The organism is Bradyrhizobium neotropicale, from assembly GCF_001641695.1.
GTDB classification, from domain to species: Bacteria; Pseudomonadota; Alphaproteobacteria; order Rhizobiales; family Xanthobacteraceae; genus Bradyrhizobium; species Bradyrhizobium neotropicale.
Genome location: NZ_LSEF01000114.1, coordinates 98391 through 121978 on the forward strand (window position 1 = coordinate 98391; position 23588 = coordinate 121978).

Sequence of the window (23588 nt, forward strand, 5' to 3'; positions counted from 1 at the left end):
TTGTCCACCGTCATCGCGCGCGAGGCGCAGTCTACTTGCCGGGCTCGCCCAGCGTCCGGATTGCGTTCTGGAGCGAGCTCTCGGTGCCCTCGATCATCGAATTGGTGCTGTCGAAGGCGCGCGAGGCCGACATCAGCTTCGTCAATTCGAGCATCGGATTGGCGCCGGAGCCCTCGACATAGCCTTGCTTGAAGCCGTCCCGGGTGAAATCGGAGATCGCGGTCGCCGGACGATCGGGGACGACGCCCGAATTGCCGTAGCGGTCGAGACTGGCGTCGGCAGGGATGTTGAACAGGCCGATGGTGCCGATCTCGTTGTTGTCCTGGGTGATCGCGCCGCTGCGCGAGATCGAGACCGGTCCGCCGTTCGGATCGAGCGTGAGCTGCGCACCGCCCGCATCGATGATGGGAAAGCCGCTCACCGTCTGAAGGTCGCCATTGGGGGCGATCTGGAGCCGGCCGTCGCGCGTATAGACCGTACCGTTGGGGCCGGCGAAGGCGAGCCAGCCCTGTCCGACGACCGCGACGTCGAGCGGGTTGCCGCTCTCGGTGATATTGCCGGCCTCGCGCGAGATGATGTTGTCGCCGGGCGAGGAGAAGGCGACGGGATTGGCACCCGCCTTCGACAGCACCGTCTCGAATTTCACCACGTCGGTGCGGAACGCCGCCGTGTTGACGTTGGCGACGTTGTTGGCGATCGTCTGCAGGCGCTTTTCGAGGGCGACCTGCGCCGACAATCCCACATAGAGAGCCGATTGCATGACTTACTTCCCGAACCGGATGGACTGAAGCTTCGAGAGCATGTCGGTGTCCATGCTGGCACTCGTCGACGCGCCGCCGATCAGGACCAGCGCGGGATTGGTCGAGTTGTCGCTCTGGGCCTGGGTCGCATCCCACATTGCGGCAAAGCGCTGCACGAACTTGCTCACCTTGGTCGGGTCCTGGAAGTCGGTGATGTTGATCTTGCTCGTGATCATCTTGGCCTGGGCGTCGATGTCGGCCGAGCTGACGGTCGCCGACAGGCCTAGCGCCGTCTGCACGACCTGCGTCAGCGCCTTGTCCGCGAGGATCTGGTAGGCGTTGGTGATCGTGGAGGCCTTGCGCGTGAAATAGAGCGCCAGCCGCAGGCCCTCGTTCTGGTCGCCGGCGTTCTGCTCCATCGTCTGCGTGACATATTGGGTCGCCGTGCCGGTCGTGGCTTGGGTGGTCTGGGTCGCTTGGGCGCCGAGGGCGGCGAAATTGAACGCGGCGGCGAATTCCCGGTAGCGGGAGTCGGAGAGCTTGTTGGCGAAGGCGTCCTTGGTCGCGATCCCCTCAGTCAGAACCTTCCGCATGAATGCCTTGGCGTAGGTCATGTCGCTAAGGCCATAGGCTTTCATCGCGTAGGAATAGAGCCGATAGTCCTTCAGGAAGTCGTCGATGGTCTTCACCTTGCCGATGTTGGCGAGGAAATAATCGGTCTCGCGACTGACATCCGGCTGCTTCGCGACCAGCGTCAGCGACTTGCCCATGTCCTTGGTTATTCTCGTGTAGTCCGCGATTGTGGACAGCATGGCACACCTCCGGCCGCGATTGCGACATGGTCCCAAGCTGCCGCGGATTGCTTGCGCGGGGCTGGCGAGGGGGAAGCCAGCTTCGCGCAAGCGTCGGCGCATAGATGTTGCCGATGGGATCGGCGATGGAGCGGCGTGTTGGGCAGTTTCGTGGGGATTTTCATCACGGTTGCGGCGCTGCTCGGCGGATTTGCCGCCATGGGCGGGCATCTGGCCGTGCTGATGCAGCCGTGGGAGTTCGTGATCATCATGGGCACCGCGGTCGGCACCTTCATCGTGGCCAATCCTTGGAAGGTGGTCGCAGACACCGGGCTTGCGTGCATGCAGGCCATCACCGGCGCGGTGCCCAGTGAACGCTATTATCTCGATCTGCTCGGTGCTCTGCATGCCCTGATGCGCGAGCTGCGCGGCAAGGGCCGCAACGAGGTGGAAGCCCACATCGACGACCCCTCGTCCTCGGAGATCTTCAAGGCGTTCCCGAGCGTGCTCGGCGACCCGTCGCTGCTTCAGTTCATCTGCGACTATGTGCGCCTCATCATCATGGGAAACGCGCGCACGCACGAGATCGAGGCGCTGATGGACGAGGAGATTCACACCATCGTGAAGAGCAAGCTGGCGCCCTACCATTCGCTGGTGACGGTGTCCGAGGCGCTGCCGGCGCTCGGCATCGTCGCCGCGGTGCTCGGCGTCATCAAGGCGATGGGCGCGCTCGACCAGTCGCCGAAGCTGCTCGGCGGCTTCATCGGAGCGGCCCTGGTCGGCACCTTCGCCGGCATCTTCCTGTCTTACGGCATCATTTCGCCCTTCGCGATCAAGATCAAGATGACGCGCGAGAAGCGCTGCCGGCCCTACATCATCGTCAAGCAGACGCTGCTCGCCTTTATGAACGGCGCCATGCCGCAGATCGCGGTCGAGCACGGCCGCAAAATGATCTCGAGCAACGAGCGTCCGTCGATCGACGTCGTCGAAAACGAGACGATTGCGGGTCCCAAGGCCGTCGTGACCGAGGCTGAACCGAAGGCTGCGCGCGCATGACGATGGAAGACCTCGACGTCGATCAACGGAAGCAGCTGCCAAACTATCTGCTGGACGCCGCCGGTATCTCGATCGAGCGGATGCCGATGCTCAATGTGATCTTCGATCGCATGGCGGCATCGTGCACCGACAGCCTCCAGCCGATGGCGGGAACGCCCTGCTACTTCTCGGTCAATGGCATCACCAATGATCGCGTCGGTGACATCATCAAGGATTACGAAGCCAACGCGGTCGCCGCCGTGCTCTATGCCGAGCAGTGGGACTCCCGCGTCATCATCATGCTCGACCGCGACTTCGTGTTCACGATGGTCGAGGCGATGTTCGGCTCCGACGGCGCCGAGCCGCCGATCGACGTCGAGCGCTCGTTCTCGAACATCGAGCTCCGCCTGGTGCAGGCGCTGTTCGAACGTTTTGCCAAGTCGCTGCAATCTGCGTTCGCCGGCACCTCCGAAGTCACGTTCCGCCTGGAGCGGGTCGAGACCGCCATGGCGTCGCTGGCGATCGGGCGCAGCGGCAACATGTCGATCTGTGCGAACATCATGCTGCAGGCACTCTACCGCGGCGGCCAGATGTTCCTGATCATTCCGCACTCGGCACTCAATCCACTGCGCCAGAAGCTCGCTCACGTCGTCGTCAGCGACGGCCGCGCGGCCGATCCGCACTGGCGCGAGCAGATGGAGAGCGAGGTCCACCGAACCGAGGTGACGCTGAGCGCGGTGCTCGACGAGAAGATGCTCTCGCTCGGCGACGTCGTGAAGTTCCATGTCGGGCAGGTGCTCGAACTCGAGGCCACGCCGCGCACGCTGGCCCGACTTGAGAGCAACAACCAGGTGCTGTTCTGGTGCCAGATCGGCCAGCTTGATGGCTACTACGCCATGCAGGTGGCAGATCCCGTCGATCAGAAACGGGAGTTCGTCGATGATATCCTATCTCGTTGATGTCGTGCTGCTGATCGCGCTCGCTTTCACCAGCATGCGGGTGACCAGGATGCACCGCGAGCTGGCGCGGCTGCGCAGCTATCAGGGTGAATTCTCCACGATCGTCCATGAAACGGCTGGCGCCTTCGATACGGTGATTACCGCGGCGCACGATTCCACGGCCAATCTCGGGCGACTCGCCAATGTTTTGAGCGCGAAGATTGATCAGGCGCACGACGCGATCGCGGCACTCGACGCACGGCGCGGGTTCATGCCCGCAGCGGCCACGGGGTGCGACAAGGACAAGCATTGAGGCGGGGGCCTGTCAGGCGCGGATGACCGGAACGTCAGCCGGCGTCGGCGCGAGGGCAGGGGAATGATTCCGGAGCCGCGCTTCGGAAGGGGTTATCAAGAGGCGATACAAGATGGCGCAACCTTTCGACTACGAGTCCAATCGAGCACCGGCGTCCGAAGGACATGCCGACACCTCTTCGCTGGAGAGGCTGGCGGAGATCGCCGCGCGCACGGCCGAAGAGACCGGCAAGTTCGCCAATGTCGACGCGATCCTGCGCATTCCCGTCACCATGCAGGTGGTGCTGGGCTCCGCGACCATTCCGGTGGCGAACCTGATGAAGCTCGGCCGCGGCGCCGTGGTGCCGCTGGATCACCGGGTCGGCGAGCCCGTCGATGTCGTGGTCAACGGTCGCATCGTCGCGCGTGGCGAGGTGGTCGTGGTCGAAGAGGACAATTCCCGTTTCGGCGTTTCGCTGACGGAGATCGTTGGACCGCTGGGGCAGGGTGATACCTGACCATGGCGGCACAGGTCGGCATCGCTCCCATCAAGCAGCGAGGCGTTGCCACGCTGGGCGGGACGCAAAAGGTTGCGGCGCTCCTGCTTGCCATGGGCCGGCAGGCCGCCGCCAGCGTGCTGCAGCAGTTCGAGCCGCAGGAGATCCGCATCGTCACCAAGGCAGCGGCGGAACTGCGGCCGATTACGGCGCAGGAGCTGGAGGGGATCGTCGAGGAGTTCGCCCAGCAGTTTTCGATGGGCGCCAACATCCTCGGCACGCTCGGTGGCCTCGAGGCGGTGCTCGGCGACGTCCTTCCGGCGGAGCAGGTCTCGCAGATCATGTCGGACCTGCTCGGCAATTCGAGCGGCTCGGTCTGGGACCGCGTGTCCTCGGTGTCGGAAAACTCGCTCGCGAGCTATTTGACCAAGGAGCATCCGCAGACCGCCGCGATGATCCTGTCCAAGGTTAAGCCGGCCTGCGCGGCGAAGGTGATGAGCCAGCTTCCCTCGAGCCTGCGCAACGAGCTGATGCGGCGCGTGCTCAGTCTCAAGCCGATCGTCGATGATGCGATGCGCATCATCGAGAAGACGCTGCATGAGGATCTGACGCTGAACTTCGCCCGGAATCTCGGCGCCGACACCTATGCCCGCGTCGCCGACATCATCAACAAGATGGAGCGCGGCCATATCGAGGACATGCTGAAGAGCCTGTCGGAGAAGCGGCCGAAGTCGGCGGAAGTGCTGAAGGAGCTGTTGTTCACCTTCGACGACGTCGTGAACCTGACGCCGAAGGCGCGCACCATGATCTTCGACCAGGTGCCGACCGATCGCATCGTCGTCGCCCTGAAGGGAACCGACAAGGGTTTCCGCGAGCTGATCCTGTCCTCGGTCGCCTCACGCGTCCGTCGCGTCGTCGAGCACGAACTCGCCATCGGCGAGCCGTCGAACCAGCGCGACGTGCTGGAGGCGCGCCGCGTCATCACCGATCTCGCACTCGACCTCGCGGAGAAGGGCGAAATCGAGCTCAACCCCGAGCAGGAGGATGAGCTGGTCTTCCGCTGACCGCTGAACAGGCATGGCAGAAACATCCGACCAGGAGAGCAAGACAGAAGAGCCGACCGAGAAGAAAGTCCGTGATGCGCTCGAACAGGGCAAGATCCCGGTCTCTCGGGAGGCGTCCATCTTCGCCTCCATGGCGGCGCTGATGGTGATCCAGGCATTCCTGATCGGCCAGGGCGTGCAGCAACTGACGCCGACCCTCAAGAGCTTCCTCGACGATCCCGACGGCTTCCCCCTCAGCACCGCGGCGGACGCGCAAAATCTCCTCACTGTGGTAGGCCTGCAGGCGATGCGCTTCCTGATTCCGCTGGTGGTCATCCTCGCCGTGTTCGGGCTTGCGGCATCGTTGCTGCAGAACGCGCCGCGTCTGGTGCTTGAGCGCATCCAGCCGGATTTCTCGCGCATCTCTCCCGCCTCCGGTTGGAGCCGGATATTCGGAACCCAGGGACTCGTGGAGTTCGCAAAATCGCTGTTCAAGCTCGTTTCGGTGAGCCTCGTCGTCGGCTTCGTGCTGCGTTCCTCCGAAGCGAAGGCGTTCGAGGCGATGTACACCGATCCGGTGGCGCTGCCCGAGATGATCCTCACCATCGCGATGCGGATCGTCTCGGCGGTCTGCATCGCGACGATCGTGCTGGTCGCGATCGATCTCGCCTGGGCGCGCTTCCACTGGCGGCGCGAGCTGCGCATGACGCGGCAGGAGATCAAGGACGAGCACAAGCAGGCGGAAGGTGATCCGCTGGTCAAGGCCCGCCTGCGTTCGCTCGCGCGCGACCGCTCGCGTCAGCGCATGATCGCGTCCGCATCGCGCGCGACGCTGGTGATCGCGAACCCGACGCATTTTGCAGTGGCGCTGCGCTACAAGCGCGATGAAAACCCGGCGCCGATCGTGTTGGCCAAGGGTATGGATGCGATCGCCCTGAAGATTCGCGCAGTCGCCGAAGAGAACAGGATCCCGGTGATCGAGAACAAGGCTCTTGCGCGTGCACTTTACGATGCCGTGCAGGTCGACCAGGTGATCCCGCCCGAATTTTTCCGTCCCGTCGCAGAGATCATCTACTTCCTGCAGTCGAAGCAGTCGCCGCGCGCCGAAAAGGTTCAGTGAATTTTTGAGGACAGCGCCCCGCGCATCAGCCTGGGGAAAGCTTGCGATCCTAAGATTCTCCCGAATAGACCAGAATGGGACTATCGTGGGACCGCTTTATCTCTTCGAACTCGCATCATCGCAGGCGCGTTGGCTCGAGCTCCGTCAGTCGACGATCGCCACCAACGTCGCCAACGCCAATACGCCCGGCTTCAGGGCTCGCGACGTCGAGCCGTTCAACAAGGTGCTCGACGGAACCCCGGTGCGGCTCGCAATGACGTCGCCCTCGCACATGCAGCTTTCCGCAGCAGAGACCGACACGCGCGCGACCGCGAAGAAGGATAGCTGGGACGTGGTTCACTCCGGCAACTCCGTGAGCCTCGAGCAGGAGATGATCAAAGGCAGCGACGTCAATCGCGATTACTCGATGAACTCGGCAATCGTGCGGTCGTTTCACCGCATGCTGCTGTCGAGCGCGAAGGCCTGAGGTGAAGTGACATGCTGGACTCGCTGAGTGCATCTCTGACGGTCGCAAGCTCCGGGCTCGAAGCGCAGTCGACGCGCATGCGCATCGTCTCGGAAAACCTCGCGAATGCGACTTCGACGGGGCGCACCGCCGGGGCCGATCCGTATCAGCGCAAGACCATCACCTTCGATGCTGCGATGGATCGCGCCTCGGGCGCACAGCTTGCGAAGGTCAAGGAAATCGGGGTCGATACCACGCCGTATCGTGTGGAGTACGATCCGGGGCATCCCGCTGCCGACAAGGCCGGCTACGTCAAACTGCCCAACGTCAACATGATGATCGAGATGGCCGACATGCGCGAGGTCAATCGATCCTACGAGGCCAATCTCCAGGTCGTGAAGCAGGTGAGGTCGATGCTGGGCATGACCATCGATCTCCTGAGGAGCTGACAATGTTAGAGGCGATATCATCCACGGCGATTTCCGCGGGCCAGGCTGTATCCCGCGCGACCGAGACGCAAGTCATCTCGCCCGCAGCGACCGCGATCCAGTCGGGCGACGACGTCGGCTTCGATTCAGTGATGAAGCAGGTGACCACGGACGCGATCGGAACGTTGAAGGCAGGCGAATCGGCATCGATCTCGGCGATGCAGGGCAGGGAGTCGACGCGGCGCGTCGTCGAGGCGCTGATGTCGGCCGAGCAGGCCCTCCAGACGGCGGTCGCGGTTCGCGACAAGGTCGTGCAGGCCTACCAAGAAGTCGTTCGGATGTCGATTTGAGCTGAGGGAGTGACGCTGTGAAATCGCTTGCCATCGCGGCCACGGGCATGAATGCCCAGCAGACCAATATCGAAGTCATCGCGAACAACATCGCCAATATCAACTCGACGTCGTTCAAGCGGGCACGCGCGGAATTCACCGATCTATTCTATCAGATGGACCGCATGCAGGGCGTCTCGAACGTCTCGGGTTCATCGCCGATCCCGGAGGGTGCCAATCTCGGCCTCGGCGTCAAGTCGGCGGCCATCCGCAAGCTGCACATCCAGGGTGCGCTCACGCAGACCGGCAATCCCTACGACCTGGCGATCAACGGCCGTGGCTGGTTTCAGGTGTTGGGCCCGAACAACGAAGTGCAATATACCCGCGCGGGTTCATTCAACACCAATGCCAACGGTCAACTCGTCACGATCGACGGTTACCTGCTCGACCCGGCAATCACGGTGCCGCAGGGAACGGTTCAGGTCACGGTCAACCAGACTGGACAGGTGTTTGCCAAGCTGGACACCGAAACCAATCCGCGGCAGATCGGCCAGCTCAACCTCGCCAACTTCGCCAACGAAGCGGGCCTCGAGCCACTGGGCAGCAATCTCTATCGTGAGACCACGGCTTCCGGCACGCCGGTCGTCGGGCTGCCGGGCGATGCCGGCTACGGCAAGATCAACCAGCAATATCTCGAGGCTTCGAACGTCGATCCCGTCAAGGAAATCACCGAGCTGATCTCCGCCCAGCGCGCCTACGAGATGAATGCCAAGGTCATCACGGCCTCGGATGAGATGGCCCAGACCGTGTCGAAGGGCCTTGGCCGCTAGCTCCGGTGGATCCATGTCGAGCAGGCTGGGCCTGATCATGCGCGGGTTGGCCGCCGCGCTGCTGGTGCTCGTCTCTGCGCGGATGGCCGCGGCCGAAGAGCGGCGGCTTCCCGTGCCGGCCGTGTCGATCCGCGTCGGCGAGGTGATCAGGGACGACATGATCACGGAGCGTGCTTTCGCGCCGAACCTTCTCGGCGTAGCCATGTTCATCGAAGGACGTCAGGTGCTTGTCGGCCGCATGGCGCGGCGTACGCTGCTGCCCGGTCAGCCGATTCCGACCAATGCGGTTGAGGATCCCTGGACCGTCGCCCGCGGTGCCATGGTCAAGGTGGTCGTCGAGGACAGCGGCCTGTCGATCGTGACGTACGGCTCGGCGATGCAGTCGGGTGCGGCCGGTGCGCTCATCCCGGTCCGAAACACCGACACCGGCGTGATCATCAGGGGCATCGTCCAGCCGGACGGCACCGTCAAGGTCGTGGACGGGTCATGATCAGATTTCTGCTTGCGCTGATCCTCGTCGTTGCCGCGGCCGGTGCCCAGGCCGCCGTTCGCATCAAGGACATCGCTGACATCAAGGGACTGCGCGAAAACCAGATCGTCGGTTACGGCCTCGTCATCGGCCTGAACGGCACCGGCGACACTCTGCGCAACGCGCCGTTTACGGAGCAGTCGCTCCAGTCGATGCTCGAGAACATGGGCATCAACGTCAGGAACGAAGCCACCAGCACGAACAATCCGGCGCGGCCCACGACGCTGCGCACGCGCAACGTCGCCGCCGTCATGGTGACAGCGGATCTGCCACCTTCGATGGCGCCGGGCGAACGCATGGACGTGACGGTATCGTCGCTCGGCGATGCGACGTCGCTGCTTGGCGGCACGCTGGTGATGACGTCACTGCGCGCTGCCGATGGCGCCGTCTACGCGGTGGCGCAGGGGGCCGTCACCGTCGCCGGCTACAGCGTGGGCGGCCAGGCCCAGAACGTCAGCCAGGGCACGCCGACCGCCGGACGCATCCCGAACGGTGCGCTGGTCGAGCGGGAAGTGCAGGGAAGTCTCCATGAGATGGAGTTCCTGGTGCTCGAGCTGAAGAACCCCGATTTCGTCACCGCGACACGCATTCTCGATGCCATCAACCGCTACGCCGGCGGCCGCTATCGCGCGCAGATCGCCTTCGAGCGCGATTACCGGACGATCGTGCTGTCCAAGCCGCGCTATATCGGTCCGGTCCGCTTCCTCGCCGAAATCGGCGAGCTGACGGTCGAGCCGGATACGCCGGCGCGCGTGGTGATCAACGAACGCACTGGCACGGTGGTGATCGGACGCGACGTAAGAATATCGACCGTTGCGGTGACGCACGGCAATCTGACGGTCCGCGTCACCGAGATGCCCGTGGTATCGCAGCCCGCGCCGTTCTCGCAAGGGAAGACGGTCGTCGTTCCCCAGACCATCGTCGAGGCCAACGAAGCAGGCGCGCAGGTTGCGATCCTCAGCGGCGTCGATCTCCAGCGCCTCGTCCGCGGGCTGAACCAGATCGGACTGAAGCCGTCCGGCATCATCGCCATCCTCCAGGCGATCAAGACGGCAGGCGCGCTCCAGGCCGATGTCATTGTGCAATGATGCATAAGCGTCGTGCAAGCTTGGTCGCTCAATGCTCTCAGGACCGAGAATCGCACGCGGCCCGATGCTGAAGCTGGATCACAAAGCAAAAGTCCTTCTCCTGGTCGCTGCGTCCGCGCTGGCGGGCGCTTCGCCTGTGCTGGCGCTCGATGAGGCCAGGCCGTCAAAGCCGCTCAACCTGCTCTCCTTCGCGCGCGCACGTGCTCCGGGCTCGCAGAAGCCGCAAGGGCCAGCCGCATCGTTGCCGAACGACGCCGCCTCCTCCAGGGCGACCGCCTGGGCGGCGGAAGACACCGGACCTGCGATCACCGGCGCGGTGCCGGCTCCCGAAACGCCACCGCCGGCGCCTCCGCCAACTCCGCCTACGCGTCCCGCCAAAACCGGCAGTGTCACCGCGCCGGCGAAGCCGACTTCGCCTGCTGCGGCCGCGCAACCGGACAACGAGGTCGCGCTGTTCTGCAGCAACGTCGCCGACCCCGCCGTCGATGCAAGGCTCGCCTGGCAATTGAAGGAACTGGAGAAGGCCGAGAACCTGCTTCGCGAGCGGATCGCAGAGGTCGAGGCCAAGCGGGCCGAATATGAGCAGTGGATGGCGCTGCGCGACGAGTTCCTGAAGAAGGCCGAAGCGAACGTGGTCGAGATTTATTCGCGCATGAAGCCGGAGGCCGCGGCCACCCAGATCGCGGGTATGGCGGACGAGACGGCCGCCGCGGTGCTCGCCAAGCTCGGCCCGAGGAACTCGAGCGCGATCTTCAATGAGATGGATTCGGCACGCGCGGCGCATCTCGCCGACCTGCTTGGCGGAATGCGTCGTGTGGATGACGGAAAGACCAGATAGATGAAGAAGCCGGTGCTCATCCTCTCGCTCGTGATCCTGGGCGGTTGCGCCCAGGATCCGTCCGAGGTCCTGTACGGGCCGCAATTGTCGCCCGTCGGTAGCGGCCTGAGGACGCCGGCCGATCCTATCCCGGTGTCACCCCGTTTCCGCACGCCCGTCAGCTATCGATCGACCTGGGACGACGGCACCGATCTCTACCGCGACCCGCGCGCCAGGCGCGTCGGCGACGTGATGACTGTGATCATCTCGATGCAGGACAAGGCGAAGCTCGACAACAAGACGGGCCGTTCGCGCGACTCGCAGATCAAGTTCGGCCTCGACTGGCTGATGGATGCCGCAGGGTGGACCGACAAAGGCCAGACCAACGCCAATCTCAGCACCAACACCCAGATCAAGGGCAACGGCCAGATCGATCGCGCCGAGGACATCAAGCTCTCGATCGCCGCGATCGTCACCGACGTATTGCCGAACGGCAATATGATGATCAGCGGTTCGCAGGAGTTTCGGGTCAATACGGAGATGCGCGTCCTCAACGTCGGAGGTATCGTGCGTCCACGCGACATCTCGCGTGGCAATACGATCACCTATGACAAGATTGCCGAGGCGCGCGTGTCTTATGGCGGTCGTGGAAATCTGTCTGACGTGCAGCAGCCTGGATGGGGACATCGGATCTATGACGCCGTGGCGCCATTCTGACGAGCTGGCAAACCGGACCGTGCTGCGGGGACAGGGAATGTCATGCGCCTGATCGCAGCCATCGTGGCCTTGACCCTGGTCGCTATCGCGGCCGGCGCAGTCGCAGGGCTGCAGCTTTTCGCGAGCGCGCAGCGCGTCGCCGACGCGAAGAAGAGCGCTACCCCGCCGCCGCTTGCGTCGAGCTACGCCGGTAGCGCGCGGCTCAGGAAGCTTTCTCCGATCGTGACCAATCTCGCCGCGCCGGCCAACAACTGGGCGCGGGTCGAAGCCTCCATGGTGACCGACAGCATGAGCGACGAAGACGCCGGCATCCTGGCTGCGCATATCAGCGAGGACATCGTCATCTATCTGAGGTCGGCGTCGGTTTCGCAGTTCGAGGGCGCCCGCGGACTCCAGCATCTGCGTGACGACCTGTCCGAGCGCGCCAATATCCGTTCGTCGGGCAAGGTCCGCGAATTGATCATTGAGACATTGGTGATCCAGTGAAAGTGAGAGTCCTGCTGCTGGCGTTGCTGCTGGTCGTCCTGCCCGAGGTGGCGTTCGCCCAGATTCCGGACCTCAATTCGCTGCTGCCGCCGGGCAACGGCTCGACCAGCGGCCGGATCATCCAGCTGATGGCGCTGATCACAGTGCTGTCGGTGGCGCCGGGGCTGCTGATCATGGTGACGAGCTTCACGCGATTTGCCGTCGCGCTGTCGTTTCTGCGTGCCGGCCTCGGCCTTCAGACCACGCCGGCCAATCTGGTGCTGATCAGCCTCGCACTGTTCATGACTTTCTACGTCATGGCCCCGACCTTCGACCGGGCCTGGGAAACCGGCGTGCAGCCGCTGATGAAGAACGAGATCTCGGAGGAGCAGGCCTATTTGCGGATCACCGATCCGTTCCGCGAGTTCATGCTGGCCCATGTCCGCGAGAAGGATCTTCAGACCTTCGAGTCGCTCGCGGCCGAGAGCTTCCGCAAGAAGTTCGACGACAAGCGTATCGACATGCGCGTCATCATTCCGGCCTTCATGATCTCCGAGCTACGACGTTCGTTCGAGATCGGATTCCTCATCATCCTGCCGTTCCTCGTCATCGACATGATCGTGGCGACGCTGACCATGTCGATGGGCATGATGATGATGCCGCCAACGATCCTCGCGCTGCCATTCAAGATGCTGTTCTTCGTACTGATCGACGGCTGGAATCTGCTCGCCTCCGGACTGGTGCGATCGTTCTCGTAAGAGCCGCGATCGTCGGCGGAGCGGCTGGTTATGGTTAGCGGAAAGTAATATTAACCATATGATTTTGCAGCGAAATTCAAGGCGGTCTTAATCTGGAAGCAAGATTCGGCGTGCTACCAAGACGGTACGGCGGGTTGGACCTCACCCACATCAGTCCAAAGGCATGATGCCGCCCCTCCGTACCGGTGAAAGCCCGGTATGTCCCCTCGTGAAAATGTAACGCGTACATAAAGGGACATTCGCAATGTCAAGCCTGCTTACGAACTCGACCGCCATGACCGCGCTCCAGACCCTGCGGTCTGTGAGCTCGCAGCTCTCCAACACGCAGACCCGGATCTCGACCGGCCAGCGCGTCTCGACCGCCTCCGACAACGCCGCCTACTGGTCGATCGCGACGTCGATGCGCTCCGACAACGCCGCGCTGTCCGCCGTCTCCGACTCGCTCGGTCTGTCGGCTGCGACCGTCGACACCGAATATACCGCTCTGAACTCGGTAATCGGCGACAAAAACTCCGGCCTGACCAAGCTCCAGGCGCTGCTGGTCGAAGCCAAGACCGCCGGTATCGACCGCACCAAGATCCAGGCGGACGTCACCCAGATCCAGCAGCAGATGCAGAGCACCGCCAATGCGGCGACCTTCAACGGCATCAACTGGCTGAGCATCAACACCTCGGCCACGACCTTGGCCACACCGGCGACCTTCAACCTCGTGTCGTCGTACTCTCGTGTCGGCAACACGCCGACCACCGGTTCCATCACCGTGACGACCGCCAACTACGCGCTCTACACCACCGGCGGCGCATCCAACACCGGCATTCTGGACACGCAGGCCGCCGGTGTGTCGGTCGCCAACATGACCATCGGCACGCTGACCGACGCGGCGACTGACCAGACCACGCTCGATGGCTACATCGCGCAGGTCACCACCGCGATCAACTCGGTGGCCTCGGCTGCCGCCAATCTCGGTGCCGTCAAGAACCGCATCGCGACCAACACGGATTTCGTGAAGTCGCTGATGGACTCGGTTGATCGCGGTGTCGGCCAGCTCGTCGACGCCGACATGAACCAGGAGTCCACCCGCCTGGCGGCCCTCCAGGTCCAGCAGCAGCTCGGCGTGCAGGCGCTCTCGATCGCCAACAACAGCAGCCAGAGCATCCTGTCGCTGTTCCGCGGCTAAGCCTCAAAACCATCTGAGGGGGGCCGCGCTTCTCGCGAAGCGCGGCCCTTTCGTTTGACGTGACGTTTCGCGCACGCCGAGTTTCGGCTGCCCTGTTGCCGCCGGGGCACAGCGCCACAAGCCTCGCACAAGCTTGGCGCGCTATTCCCGCCGCTACGACAGGTTGGGCCTTGATCCGCTTTTCCGCAGCCCAAAGGCATGACGCCGCCCTGTCGTACCGGTGCAAGCCCGGTATGTCCCCAAACTCAATTCAATCTTCAAAGGGACATCAAAAATGGGTTCTAGTCTCCTCACCAACTCCGCTGCAATGACTGCGCTCCAGACCCTCCGGTCTGTCAGCTCCAGCCTGCAAACGACCGAAAACCGGATCTCGACCGGCCAGCGCGTCTCGACCGCCTCCGACAACGCCGCCTACTGGTCGATCGCGACGTCGATGCGCTCCGACAACGCCGCGCTCTCCGCCGTCTCCGACTCGCTCGGTCTATCGGCCGCGACCGTCGACACCGAATATACCGCTCTGACCTCGGTGATCGGCGACAAGAACTCCGGCCTGACCAAGCTCCAGGCGCTGCTGGTCGAAGCCAAGACCGCCGGTATCGACCGCACCAAGATCCAGGCGGACATCACCCAGATCCAGCAGGATATGAACCTGAAGGCCAACTCGGCGACCTTCAACGGAATCAACTGGCTGAGCATCAACACCTCGGCCACGACCCTGGCCACACCGGCGACCTTCAACCTCGTGTCGTCGTACTCTCGTGTCGGTGGCACGCCCACTATCGGTTCCATCACCGTGACGACCGCCAACTTCGCGCTCTACACCACCGGCGGCGCATCTAACACCGGCATTCTGGACACGCAGGCCGCCGGTGTGTCGGTCGCCAACATGACCATCGGCACGCTGACCGACGCGGCGACTGACCAGACCACGCTCGATGGCTACATCGCGCAAGTCACCACCGCGATCAACTCGGTGGCGTCGGCCGCTGCCAATCTCGGTGCCGTCAAGAACCGCATCGCGACCAACACGGAATTCGTCAAGACCCTGATGGACTCCGTGGACCGCGGTGTCGGCCAGCTCGTCGACGCCGATATGAACGCGGAATCGACCCGCCTCCAAGCCCTCCAGACCCAGCAGCAGCTCGGCGTTCAGGCGCTCTCGATCGCCAACCAGAACAGCCAGAGCATCCTGTCGCTGTTCCGCGGCTAAGCCTCAAAAACCATCTGAGGAGGGCCGCGCTTCTCACGAAGCGCGGCCCTTTTCATTTTGGCGTGCGCTGGTCGTGCGCCATGGTCTTGGCACGTCGGCCATGTCGATTTGGCTTACCTTGCCGCGGTCCGGTCACGGAACCACAAGCCTCGCACAAACTTCGCGTGCTATCGCCGCCGTTACGTCAGGTTGAGCGCGCTTTCCGCAGCTCAAAGGCATGATGCCGCCCTGACGTACCGGTGCAAGCCCGGTATGTCCCAAAAATCAATTCGTTTCAAAAGGGGCGTCGAGAATGAGTTCTAGTCTGCTTACCAACTCCGCTGCAATGACCGCGCTCCAGACTCTCCGGTCTGTCAGCGACAGCCTGAAGACGACCGAAAACCGGATCTCGACCGGCCAGCGCGTCTCGACCGCCTCCGACAACGCCGCCTACTGGTCGATCGCGACGTCGATGCGCTCCGACAACGCCGCGCTCTCCGCCATCTCCGACTCGCTCGGTCTGTCGGCCGCGACCGTCGACACCGAATATACCGCTCTGGGCTCGGTGATCGGTGACAAGAACTCCGGCCTGACCAAGCTCCAGGCGTTGCTGGTCGAAGCCAAGACCGCGGGTATCGACCGCACCAAGATCCAGGCGGACATCACCCAGATCCAGCAGGATATGAACCTGAAGGCCAACTCGGCGACCTTCAACGGAATCAACTGGCTGAGCATCAACACCTCGGCCACGACCCTGGCCACACCGGCGACCTTCAACCTGGTGTCGTCGTACTCTCGTGTCGGTGGCACGCCCACCATCGGCTCCATCACCGTGACGACCGCCAACTTCGCGCTCTACACCACCGGCGGCGCATCCACCACCGGCATTCTGGACACGCAGACCGCCGGTGTGTCGGTCGCCAACATGACCATCGGCACGCTGACCGACTCGGCGACCGACCAGACCACGCTCGATGGCTATATCGCGCAGGTCACCGCCGCGATCAACTCGGTGGCCTCGGCTGCTGCGAACCTCGGTGCCGTCAAGAACCGCATCGCAACCAACACCGAATTCGTCAAGACCCTGATGGACTCCGTGGACCGCGGTGTCGGCCAGCTCGTCGACGCGGACATGAATGCGGAATCGACCCGCCTCCAGGCCCTCCAGACCCAGCAGCAGCTCGGCGTTCAGGCGCTCTCGATCGCCAACCAGAACAGCCAGAGCATCCTGTCGCTGTTCCGCAACGGTTAAGCGGCGCTTTCGAAAACGACCGTGCCCCTTTCGGGGGCACGGTCCTCGTCGTAAGCGACGACTGAGGCGACCTTTCATATGTCGCCGGATTCATTTCGAACGTTTCCGTGTCGAGCCCCGGCGCGTCGTGACGAGCCGACATTTGCCGATCGTGCATCGCTTGGGCGATTGCGCCGCGTCCGGTCCGTTCCTCAGCCTGCGATCTCCTTGCAAAATTGCCACGCCGTGCGCGCGACATGACGCGTTCACGTCCTCGCGCAACCTTCAGACAAGGTTCGCAGCGGAGTGTCCTTGCATTCGCATTGGTACGAGGTCATATGCTGTTCAGTCGCGCGCAGGTACAGCAACTGCTCAACAATCTGCTGGAGCTTGGGCCGCGACGCCTGATGGCCTTGGGGCTGATCGGCTTTGCCGTTCTCGTCACCGTCGTCGGCGGCACCTACTATCTGAGCCGGCCCGAATTCGAGACCCTTTATACCGGCCTCAGCCGTGAAGACGTGACGCGCATCGGCGCTGCGCTGCGCGAGCAGAACATCGCGTTTGACGTCAACGCGGCCGGCGATGCCATCTCGGTGCGCCCGAGCCAGACCATGCAGGCGCGCATGCTGCTCGCCGAGAAGGGGTTGCCGACCAGTGCAAACTCCGGCTACGAGCTGTTCGACAAGATCGGCTCGCTCGGTCTGACTTCGTTCATGCAGGAGGTCACGAAGCTTCGCGCTCTCGAAGGCGAGATTGCGCGCACCGTTCAGCTGATGAAAGGCGTCAAGGCCGCGCGGGTTCACATCGTGCTGCCGGTGCGCGGCTCGTTCCGTGCGACCCAGCAGCCGCCGTCGGCCTCGGTCGTGCTGCGTACCGACGGAGCGCTCGAGGCGCGCACGGCCCAGTCGATCCGTCATCTCGTGGCGGCGGCCGTTCCGGGCATGAGCCGCGACAAGGTGACGGTGCTCGACGCCGACGGCTCCATGCTGCTTGCCGAGGAGGATGACGCCACCGCCGCGCCGACCAAGATGGCCAGCCTGCAGAAGATGGTTGGCGGGATGGTGCAGGAGAACATCCGTAAGGCGCTGACGCCGTATCTTGGTCTCGACAATTTCGAGGTCAGCGTCGCGCCTCAGCTCTCCACCGACAAGCGCCAGATCAACGAAACCGTCTACGATCCGGAAACGCGGGCCGAGCGCTCGGTCCGAAACGTCCGGGAGAAGGAATCCTCGCAGAACGCGGACCGCTCGACGCCGACGACGGTGCAGCAGAACCTGCCGGACCAGCAGGTGAACGCCGGCGGCGGCAAGAACTCCAACGAGGAGAAGAACCGCCGTGAAGACGTCACCAATTACGAGGTTTCGTCCAAGACGACGACCACGGTGAGCGACGGCTACGCGATCAAGAAACTCTTCATCGCCGTCCTGATCAACCGCGCGCGCCTCGTCGCCGATCTCGGCGATAAGACAAACCAGGCCATCATCGACAGCAAGATCGCCGAAATCAGCCAGCTCGCGGCCACCGCCGGCGGATTGGACAAGCAGCGCGGCGACCAGATTCAGGTGTCGGCGGTGGACTTCATCGAGGGCTCGCGCGAGATGGCGCCGGTGCCGCCGATCGGCTTCGTCGAGATGCTGAACCGGCAGATGGGAAGCTTCATCAACGCGGCGACGATTCTGGCCGTCGCCACGATGCTGGTCTGGTTCGGGCTCAGGCCCGCGGTCAACGGCATTCTCACCCATCGCGCGCAGCAGGAGCAGACCGAAGCCGCAGAGATTGCCCAGCTTGAGGCTGCCGCCGCGCTGGCGCTCCCCGAGAGTGAGGAGGCCGAGCTCAACCTCGTCGAAGATCTCGAGGGCAAGATGCAGCGCACGCCGCAGAAGCGGCTCGAACAGATCGTGCGTCTTGATCAGGCGCAGGCAGCAGCAATCCTGAAAGACTGGATGCGGCGGGAGGAGGCGGCATGAACGCGGCAATCGGAAAACTCCTCACGCAGTTCGACGCGAACGGCCGGGCCAGGCCGCCCGAGATGCCGCGCGTTCAGGAGCCGTTGGCGAGGCCAAAGGAGGTCCGGCGCGAGCCGCAGCCCCAGGCCCAACCGCAGCTTCAGTCTCCTGCTGCGCCGAAGGCCGAGACCCCGCCAACCAATCTCCTCGATGACGCCTATCGGCGTGGCTATGCCGCTGGCCTCGCAGAAGGCGATGCCAAGCTCGCCGAAGAGCGCGTCCGCAGCGCGATCAGGCTCGGAGAGGAGCGGGCGAAATGGTCCGACCAGCAGACGCTCGCGATCGTGAACGGCTTTGCTTCAGCGTGCCGGGAGATCGAAACCAACATCGCCAGCTCTGTTGCGCGCATTCTGCTGCCGTTTCTGGCCGATGCGGTTCGCGACAAGGCGATCGCCGCACTGGTCGAGCAGATCTCGGCGCTGACCTCCAACTCGTCCGTGCCGGTGTTCAAGATCACGGGGCCGGCCGAGCTGCTCGATCTGGTCAGGGCGCAGCTCGAAGCGGCGCGCCGAACCGGCATCGAATATCAGTCCGCGGACACCGTCGAAATCCGCGTCGTCGCTGACCAGACCGTGATCGAGACGCAGATCTCGACCTGGGCCGAGCGTCTGAAGGAAGCCCGCCGGTAACTCAGATGGAAGAGGTCAAACAAGAGCTCGTGATCATCCGGCGGCGCAGCGCCTTCGACGGCGAGGCGCATCACGGCGGCGTATGGAAGATCGCTTATGCGGACTTCATGACCGCGATGATGGCGTTCTTCCTGGTCATGTGGCTGCTCAACGCGCTCAACCAGGATCAGAAGCAGGTCGTGGCGAGCTACTTCAACCCGATCAAGCTTGCCGAGAACGCGCCTGCGCCCAAGGGCCTCAAGGATCTCTCCAAGAAGGAGCCGACGACATTCGACGGCCAGGATGGCAAGCGCCAGCCGGCCGGACCGAACGAAGAACGCCGGGGCGACTCGCCGACGGCCGAGAAGCCGCCGTACTACGAAGAGAAGGTTCTGTTTCGCGATCCCTACGCCACGCTGGCGGAGATCGCGGCCAGTGCGAACCAGGCCTCGGGCCAGCGGCGTGCAGGCGCCTTGAACTCGGCTGAAGAGGACGGCCTCAAGGGCGGCGATGCCTATCGCGATCCGTTCGATCCCGGCTATTGGAAGCTCGCCCCGCAAGCGTCCAAGGATGCGGACCGGATCATCGAGAGCGAGCCCAAGCCGAACGAGTCCGCGCGCGACAATCCATCCGGCACAAATCAGCGTGAGCCGCAGCCTCCCCGGCGCGCCAAATCCGATGAGGCCGGCGGAAGCATCGCGTCCAATGCGCAAGCGTCGTCCGCCAGCATGTCGCCGCTGCTGCCACCGGGACCGGCGCCGACGTCGCCCGCGCGCGAAGGCAGTGCACAAGCAAGCTCGCAGCCAAACTCTCAGCCCGCTGCTCAGGCGAATGCCCCGGCGCAGTCGCGTCCGGCCGATACGGCAAAGGACGTCGACCCGCGCAATCCCGCCCAGACCCAGCAGCCGACCGCCAAGCAGCTCCAGGCCGCGATCGCGGACGCGCTCTCGGACATCAAGGCCGGCGCCGGACCCGTCGCGGAGGTGCGCCAGGTCGAGGAAGGTCTCCTCGTGAGCCTGACGGACGATGCGAGCTTCGGCATGTTCGCGGTCGGCTCGGCCGAGCCGCGTCCCGAGCTCATCCGCGTGATCGACAAGATCGGACCGCTGCTGACCAAGCGCCCAGGCACGATTATCGTCCGCGGACACACCGACAACCGTCCCTACAAGTCGGACACCTACGATAATTGGCGGCTGTCGACGGCGCGGGCGCAGATGGCCTATTACATGCTGGTGCGCTCCGGCGTCGATGCGCAGCGGATAGAGCATGTCGAAGGCTATGCGGACCGGCGACCAAAGCTCCCGAACGATCCGGCGGCCGCGCAGAACCGACGGATCGAGATCCTGATCCGGGAGAAGCGCTCTTGATCAGGTCGCGATTCCTGGCCGCGCTCGTCTTGCTGCAAACGTTCGTCGCAGTGGGCGCACTCGCCGATCCGGCGCCGCTGCCGGCGAGCGAGCCGTACGAGCTCGTCCGATCGTTGCAGGCTGTGCAGGACGGCATCGCCAATGGTGATACTGCCGCGCATGGCAAGCACCTCGCGCTAATCCGGGAGATCGGCGAAAAATTCCTCGCCGCCGATCCAAGCGTGTGGAGCAACCCGCAGAACGGCCAGGCGATCGTCATCTATCTGCTCAGCGGCGGCGCGCCGCAGATCGTCCGCAAGCTGCCGCGCGACAAGCTCAACGTCGATGAGCGCCTGTTCAACGGCGCGCTCGCCTATGTCGAAGGACGGCAGGACGAGGCGCGCGAGCTGCTCAAGGATTTCAAGCCGCGCACGATTCCATCAAGCATGGCCGGGCAGATTGCGCTGGTGCAGGGCGCGCTGCTCGCGCATTCCGATGCGTCGGTGGCGATCGAGCGTCTCGACGACGCGCGGCTGCTGCTGCCTGGCACTCTGGTGGAGGAGGCGGCGCTGCGGCGCGAGATTCTCCTGGTCGGACAGGCGGAGGATTTCGACAAGTTCGAGTTCTTGACGCTTGCCTATATCCGCCACTATCGCAACTCGATCTATGCCGGCGATTTCTGGCAACGCTTTTCCTCGGGCCTGACGCAGTCGAGCCTCGCGCTGGACGAGCGCCGCTTTGCGCGGATCGTCGCCCTGCTGGAGCAGATCGATCGCGCAAGCCGCCTCAAGCTCTATCTGGTGATCGCGCGCGCCGGACTGGTTCGGGGCCGGCTCGCCGTGACCCGGCTTGCCGGCGAGCGTGCGCTGGCGCTCAGTGCGGATTTCGGTGCGGATCGCGAGCGTGCCCATTTCTTCCGCGGCGCGGCGCGTGTGCTCACCGACGAATATGACGGCGGTCTCGCCGAGCTGAAGGCGCTCGACAGAACGAAGCTGCCGGAGCGCGATGGCTTGCTCCTGAACGCGACGCTTCAGCTCGCACTCGATGTTCGCAAGCCGACAGTGGGGCCGTCCGCCGCTGCCTCAGCCGACAAGCCTCCGCCCACGCCGGCGCGCCTGGACCTCGCATCGTCGACCGCCACCCTCGCGCGCGCCAAAAATCAGCTCGGCGAACTGGAGCTCCTCACCAAGGATCGCCGCCCATGACCAAGCTCAACGGAACCTCCGGGCAGCTGTTTGCAGGCCTTGCCGAAAGCCTCAACTCGCGTGGGATGTCTCGCTCGGCAAAGACTTCGGGAGCGAAATCGGCCGAGGATTCCTCTTTTCACGATCTGCTCCACACCGTCTCGAACCTGGCGAAGCGGGCACTGAACGACCAGGGTAGCGACGCGACCGTGAAGGCGGGCACGCTGCGGACCAGCCTGGCGAAGCTGACTGAACGCGATGGGCCAAGCGACGAGACCGTTCACGAACACAGTAGGACGGCCAGGGAGCCGAAATCACAGGACAAGCAAACGCGGCTCGACGATGCCGCGAAGGCGGACCTGCCGACGAGGGTGAGCCTCCCCACGATCGTCGGACAGGAACTTGCGGCGGCGCCGGCCGCGATGCCGCAGGTGCAGCCGGACAACGACAAAAGAGATACGCCCGCGCGCGACGAGCGATCCTCAGCGAAACGCGAGGTTCAAGGCACGAGCGCGGCGAAGGCTGCAGCGTCGGATGCCGGTCCGTCCGAGCCGCGCGCGCAGGCTTCTGCCCCGCGTATTGCGGACGTTGCTTCATCCGAGCCGCGCACACATGCTTCGGCTCTGCAAGCGACGCAGGCCTCGCCGGCGACGGCTCCGCAAAGCGGCTCGGCTGCCCCGAACGCCGCATCCGGCTTCGAAGCCGTCACCGCCAACGTCGAGCGTGCCGCGAAGGCGTCAGCGCGCGAGGCGCTGCCGGAAGTGACCAAGGTCACCGTCGTTCAGCAGGAGACCCATCTGCCGCCGGTCCCGCAGTTCAGCGCAACCCAGCAAGTTGCGAACGCGGTCGTGTCGGAGCTGAAGGGCTCACCGGCGCCGGCTGCATCCGCCGCGCCGGATCTGGCGTCGCCTCAGGGCAATCCAGATCAACCGCTCAAGATCCTGACCATCAATCTCGAGCCGCCGGCGCTCGGCAATGTCACCGTACGGCTTCGTCTCGTCGGCACGGAGGTCTCCGTCCACCTTGCCGCCGAACGCAAGGATACGAGCCAGATGCTGGATCAGCAGCGCGACTCGATCCGCGAGCTCATGCAGTCGGCGGGTTACGTCGCCGACGTCGCGCCGGTCCAGCACGGCTCGCTCGATGGATTCCAGGCAGGCTCCGGCCAGTCGCAGAGCTCGCTCTCAGGGCAACAACAGCAGTCATCGCAATCGCAGGGCGCCTTCAACGGCTCCAGCACGTCGTCGGGCCAGTCCGAGGGCGGCGCGAGGCAGGACCGGCAGGACCGCCAGCCCAATCAGGAGACGCGTCATGACCAGGACGTGGCGCCGCATATTCGTCGCGGCCCTGTTTATCTCTAGCGCGGGCGCAGCCGAGGCAGCGACCGATAACGCGCGCCCGTGCGAGCGCGAGATGGCGCGCGCCGCCCAGCAGCACGGGATTCCGCTCGGCATTCTCTATGCCGTCGGCCTGACCGAGACTGGGCGCCGCGGCGCCCTCTACCCTTACGCGCTCGGCGCCGAGGGACAGACGGTGTTCGCCAAGGACATGGACGACGCGATCGCGAATTTCGAGGCGATGCGGCACAAGGGCATCAAGCTGATCGATCTCGGCTGCATGCAGATCAACCACTATTATCACGGCGACAAGTTCGCCTCGGTTCAGGCGATGTTCGATCCCGCCAAGAACGTCGATTACGCCGCGCGCTTTCTGAAAGAGTTGAAGCAGCGCGAGGGAAGCTGGACCATGGCGGTCGCACGCTACAATGCGGGGCCCAACAATCAGCCGGCGCAGAAGCGCTATGTCTGCCACATCGTCGCGCATCTCGTCTCAAGCGGCTTCGGCGCGTGGACCGACAAGGCGCGCGACTTCTGTCAGCTCAAGACGACGTGAAGCAATGGCATGAAGTGACAACAGGAAGTTGTGGATCGCCGCTGACCATCAGCCCCGCGCAAGCAAGAACCCTCATTGTAGTTCCAACCTACC

General features: G+C 64.0%; 27 protein-coding genes. 25 read left to right on the forward strand and 2 right to left on the reverse strand.

The genetic code is table 11. From position 1 onward, the window contains the following. Positions 1 to 31: 31 nt before the first annotated feature. Both flgF and AXW67_RS37445 read right to left on the reverse strand, forming a co-directional pair. On the reverse strand, positions 32 to 760 hold the full coding sequence (gene flgF / locus AXW67_RS37440; RefSeq protein ID WP_027556627.1) for a flagellar basal-body rod protein FlgF: 729 nt from the start codon (positions 758 to 760) through the stop codon (positions 32 to 34). A 3-nt stretch (positions 761 to 763) separates the two neighbouring features. Next, positions 764 to 1552: a DUF1217 domain-containing protein gene (locus AXW67_RS37445; protein ID WP_063681936.1), complete on the reverse strand. Its 789-nt coding sequence runs from the start codon at positions 1550 to 1552 to the stop codon at positions 764 to 766. 138 nt (positions 1553 to 1690) lie between these two features. Here AXW67_RS37445 and motA point away from each other — a divergent pair, with 138 nt between their 5' ends. The 25 genes from motA to AXW67_RS37570 all read left to right on the forward strand — a co-directional run bounded on the left by motA (position 1691) and on the right by AXW67_RS37570 (position 23495). Beyond that, entirely contained in the window at positions 1691 to 2587 is an 897-nt protein-coding gene (motA, locus tag AXW67_RS37450; protein WP_027556629.1) for a flagellar motor stator protein MotA, read from the forward strand. Next, positions 2584 to 3525, forward strand: a complete 942-nt coding sequence (locus tag AXW67_RS37455) for a flagellar motor switch protein FliM (RefSeq protein WP_027556630.1) — start codon at positions 2584 to 2586, stop codon at positions 3523 to 3525. The genes motA and AXW67_RS37455 overlap by 4 nt, the downstream gene beginning before the upstream one ends. Further along, positions 3506 to 3817, forward strand: coding sequence for a hypothetical protein (locus AXW67_RS37460; protein ID WP_027556631.1), 312 nt, complete (start codon positions 3506 to 3508; stop codon positions 3815 to 3817). Before AXW67_RS37455 ends, AXW67_RS37460 begins: the two co-directional genes overlap by 20 nt. Before the next feature lie 112 nt (positions 3818 to 3929). Then, a complete protein-coding gene (gene fliN, locus AXW67_RS37465) occupies positions 3930 to 4313 on the forward strand; it encodes a flagellar motor switch protein FliN (protein ID WP_027556632.1) in 384 nt (127 codons plus the stop codon). Positions 4314 to 4315: 2 nt separating this feature from the next. Next, positions 4316 to 5356, forward strand: a complete 1041-nt coding sequence (locus AXW67_RS37470) for a flagellar motor switch protein FliG (RefSeq protein WP_027556633.1) — start codon at positions 4316 to 4318, stop codon at positions 5354 to 5356. 13 nt (positions 5357 to 5369) lie between these two features. Beyond that, a complete protein-coding gene (gene flhB / locus AXW67_RS37475) occupies positions 5370 to 6455 on the forward strand; it encodes a flagellar biosynthesis protein FlhB (protein WP_027556634.1) in 1086 nt (361 codons plus the stop codon). Between the two features lie 85 nt (positions 6456 to 6540). Beyond that, entirely contained in the window at positions 6541 to 6921 is a 381-nt protein-coding gene (gene flgB, locus AXW67_RS37480; protein ID WP_027556635.1) for a flagellar basal body rod protein FlgB, read from the forward strand. Positions 6922 to 6932: 11 nt separating this feature from the next. Then, entirely contained in the window at positions 6933 to 7349 is a 417-nt protein-coding gene (flgC, locus tag AXW67_RS37485; protein WP_018641261.1) for a flagellar basal body rod protein FlgC, read from the forward strand. A 2-nt stretch (positions 7350 to 7351) separates the two neighbouring features. Continuing rightward, entirely contained in the window at positions 7352 to 7678 is a 327-nt protein-coding gene (gene fliE / locus AXW67_RS37490) for a flagellar hook-basal body complex protein FliE (protein ID WP_063681937.1), read from the forward strand. 17 nt (positions 7679 to 7695) lie between these two features. Continuing rightward, positions 7696 to 8487, forward strand: coding sequence for a flagellar basal-body rod protein FlgG (gene flgG, locus AXW67_RS37495; protein ID WP_063681938.1), 792 nt, complete (start codon positions 7696 to 7698; stop codon positions 8485 to 8487). Positions 8488 to 8500: 13 nt separating this feature from the next. Further along, a complete protein-coding gene (gene flgA / locus AXW67_RS37500; RefSeq protein WP_082908179.1) occupies positions 8501 to 8977 on the forward strand; it encodes a flagellar basal body P-ring formation chaperone FlgA in 477 nt (158 codons plus the stop codon). Then, positions 8974 to 10104 (forward strand): flagellar basal body P-ring protein FlgI, encoded by a 1131-nt coding sequence (gene flgI / locus AXW67_RS37505; RefSeq protein WP_027556639.1) that lies wholly within the window; start codon positions 8974 to 8976, stop codon positions 10102 to 10104. The genes flgA and flgI overlap by 4 nt, the downstream gene beginning before the upstream one ends. A 64-nt stretch (positions 10105 to 10168) precedes the next feature. Next, positions 10169 to 10942 (forward strand): MotE family protein, encoded by a 774-nt coding sequence (locus AXW67_RS37510; RefSeq protein WP_063681939.1) that lies wholly within the window; start codon positions 10169 to 10171, stop codon positions 10940 to 10942. Next, positions 10943 to 11638 carry a flagellar basal body L-ring protein FlgH gene (flgH, locus tag AXW67_RS37515; RefSeq protein ID WP_063681940.1) on the forward strand — a complete coding sequence of 232 codons (696 nt, stop codon included), beginning with the start codon at positions 10943 to 10945 and terminating at the stop codon, positions 11636 to 11638. A gap of 42 nt (positions 11639 to 11680) precedes the next feature. Next, on the forward strand, positions 11681 to 12124 hold the full coding sequence (locus AXW67_RS37520; RefSeq protein ID WP_063681941.1) for a flagellar basal body-associated FliL family protein: 444 nt from the start codon (positions 11681 to 11683) through the stop codon (positions 12122 to 12124). Further along, positions 12121 to 12861 carry a flagellar type III secretion system pore protein FliP gene (gene fliP, locus AXW67_RS37525; RefSeq protein WP_027556643.1) on the forward strand — a complete coding sequence of 247 codons (741 nt, stop codon included), beginning with the start codon at positions 12121 to 12123 and terminating at the stop codon, positions 12859 to 12861. Before AXW67_RS37520 ends, fliP begins: the two co-directional genes overlap by 4 nt. A 244-nt stretch (positions 12862 to 13105) precedes the next feature. Continuing rightward, complete coding sequence (locus tag AXW67_RS37530) at positions 13106 to 14038, forward strand: flagellin N-terminal helical domain-containing protein (RefSeq protein ID WP_063681942.1); 933 nt, start codon at positions 13106 to 13108, stop codon at positions 14036 to 14038. A 274-nt stretch (positions 14039 to 14312) separates the two neighbouring features. Then, positions 14313 to 15248, forward strand: coding sequence for a flagellin N-terminal helical domain-containing protein (locus tag AXW67_RS37535; protein ID WP_063681943.1), 936 nt, complete (start codon positions 14313 to 14315; stop codon positions 15246 to 15248). Between the two features lie 292 nt (positions 15249 to 15540). Further along, a complete protein-coding gene (locus AXW67_RS37540; protein ID WP_063681944.1) occupies positions 15541 to 16479 on the forward strand; it encodes a flagellin N-terminal helical domain-containing protein in 939 nt (312 codons plus the stop codon). A 317-nt stretch (positions 16480 to 16796) separates the two neighbouring features. Then, positions 16797 to 18425, forward strand: coding sequence for a flagellar basal-body MS-ring/collar protein FliF (gene fliF / locus AXW67_RS37545; RefSeq protein WP_063681945.1), 1629 nt, complete (start codon positions 16797 to 16799; stop codon positions 18423 to 18425). Next, the gene (locus AXW67_RS37550) at positions 18422 to 19093 is read left to right on the forward strand and encodes a hypothetical protein (RefSeq protein ID WP_063681946.1); all 672 of its coding nucleotides are present in this window, start codon (positions 18422 to 18424) and stop codon (positions 19091 to 19093) included. Before fliF ends, AXW67_RS37550 begins: the two co-directional genes overlap by 4 nt. Before the next feature lie 5 nt (positions 19094 to 19098). Continuing rightward, positions 19099 to 20439 (forward strand): MotB family protein, encoded by a 1341-nt coding sequence (locus tag AXW67_RS37555; RefSeq protein WP_063681947.1) that lies wholly within the window; start codon positions 19099 to 19101, stop codon positions 20437 to 20439. Then, complete coding sequence (locus tag AXW67_RS37560; protein ID WP_063681948.1) at positions 20436 to 21623, forward strand: chemotaxis protein; 1188 nt, start codon at positions 20436 to 20438, stop codon at positions 21621 to 21623. The genes AXW67_RS37555 and AXW67_RS37560 overlap by 4 nt, the downstream gene beginning before the upstream one ends. Continuing rightward, entirely contained in the window at positions 21620 to 22963 is a 1344-nt protein-coding gene (fliK, locus tag AXW67_RS37565; protein ID WP_063681949.1) for a flagellar hook-length control protein FliK, read from the forward strand. The genes AXW67_RS37560 and fliK overlap by 4 nt, the downstream gene beginning before the upstream one ends. Next, positions 22914 to 23495, forward strand: a complete 582-nt coding sequence (locus AXW67_RS37570; protein ID WP_027556649.1) for a lytic transglycosylase domain-containing protein — start codon at positions 22914 to 22916, stop codon at positions 23493 to 23495. The genes fliK and AXW67_RS37570 overlap by 50 nt, the downstream gene beginning before the upstream one ends. Positions 23496 to 23588: the final 93 nt, after the last annotated feature.

Bases quoted from the DNA above. Each gene is read 5' to 3' on its own strand.
- AXW67_RS37520 (WP_063681941.1), top strand. From the start codon at position 11,681: ATGCGCCTGATCGCAGCCATCGTGGCCTTGACCCTGGTCGCTATCGCG.
- AXW67_RS37460 (WP_027556631.1), top strand. From the start codon at position 3,506: ATGATATCCTATCTCGTTGATGTCGTGCTGCTGATCGCGCTCGCTTTC.
- flgH (WP_063681940.1), top strand. From the start codon at position 10,943: ATGAAGAAGCCGGTGCTCATCCTCTCGCTCGTGATCCTGGGCGGTTGC.
- flgA (WP_082908179.1), top strand. From the start codon at position 8,501: ATGTCGAGCAGGCTGGGCCTGATCATGCGCGGGTTGGCCGCCGCGCTG.
- AXW67_RS37445 (WP_063681936.1), bottom strand. From the start codon at position 1,552: ATGCTGTCCACAATCGCGGACTACACGAGAATAACCAAGGACATGGGC.
- fliF (WP_063681945.1), top strand. From the start codon at position 16,797: ATGCTGTTCAGTCGCGCGCAGGTACAGCAACTGCTCAACAATCTGCTG.
- flgC (WP_018641261.1), top strand. From the start codon at position 6,933: ATGCTGGACTCGCTGAGTGCATCTCTGACGGTCGCAAGCTCCGGGCTC.
- AXW67_RS37570 (WP_027556649.1), top strand. From the start codon at position 22,914: ATGACCAGGACGTGGCGCCGCATATTCGTCGCGGCCCTGTTTATCTCT.
- fliK (WP_063681949.1), top strand. From the start codon at position 21,620: ATGACCAAGCTCAACGGAACCTCCGGGCAGCTGTTTGCAGGCCTTGCC.
- flhB (WP_027556634.1), top strand. From the start codon at position 5,370: ATGGCAGAAACATCCGACCAGGAGAGCAAGACAGAAGAGCCGACCGAG.
- fliN (WP_027556632.1), top strand. From the start codon at position 3,930: ATGGCGCAACCTTTCGACTACGAGTCCAATCGAGCACCGGCGTCCGAA.
- flgF (WP_027556627.1), bottom strand. From the start codon at position 760: ATGCAATCGGCTCTCTATGTGGGATTGTCGGCGCAGGTCGCCCTCGAA.
- AXW67_RS37455 (WP_027556630.1), top strand. From the start codon at position 2,584: ATGACGATGGAAGACCTCGACGTCGATCAACGGAAGCAGCTGCCAAAC.
- AXW67_RS37555 (WP_063681947.1), top strand. From the start codon at position 19,099: ATGGAAGAGGTCAAACAAGAGCTCGTGATCATCCGGCGGCGCAGCGCC.
- fliE (WP_063681937.1), top strand. From the start codon at position 7,352: ATGTTAGAGGCGATATCATCCACGGCGATTTCCGCGGGCCAGGCTGTA.
- AXW67_RS37510 (WP_063681939.1), top strand. From the start codon at position 10,169: ATGCTGAAGCTGGATCACAAAGCAAAAGTCCTTCTCCTGGTCGCTGCG.
- AXW67_RS37540 (WP_063681944.1), top strand. From the start codon at position 15,541: ATGAGTTCTAGTCTGCTTACCAACTCCGCTGCAATGACCGCGCTCCAG.
- AXW67_RS37470 (WP_027556633.1), top strand. From the start codon at position 4,316: ATGGCGGCACAGGTCGGCATCGCTCCCATCAAGCAGCGAGGCGTTGCC.
- flgI (WP_027556639.1), top strand. From the start codon at position 8,974: ATGATCAGATTTCTGCTTGCGCTGATCCTCGTCGTTGCCGCGGCCGGT.
- AXW67_RS37535 (WP_063681943.1), top strand. From the start codon at position 14,313: ATGGGTTCTAGTCTCCTCACCAACTCCGCTGCAATGACTGCGCTCCAG.
- AXW67_RS37530 (WP_063681942.1), top strand. From the start codon at position 13,106: ATGTCAAGCCTGCTTACGAACTCGACCGCCATGACCGCGCTCCAGACC.
- AXW67_RS37550 (WP_063681946.1), top strand. From the start codon at position 18,422: ATGAACGCGGCAATCGGAAAACTCCTCACGCAGTTCGACGCGAACGGC.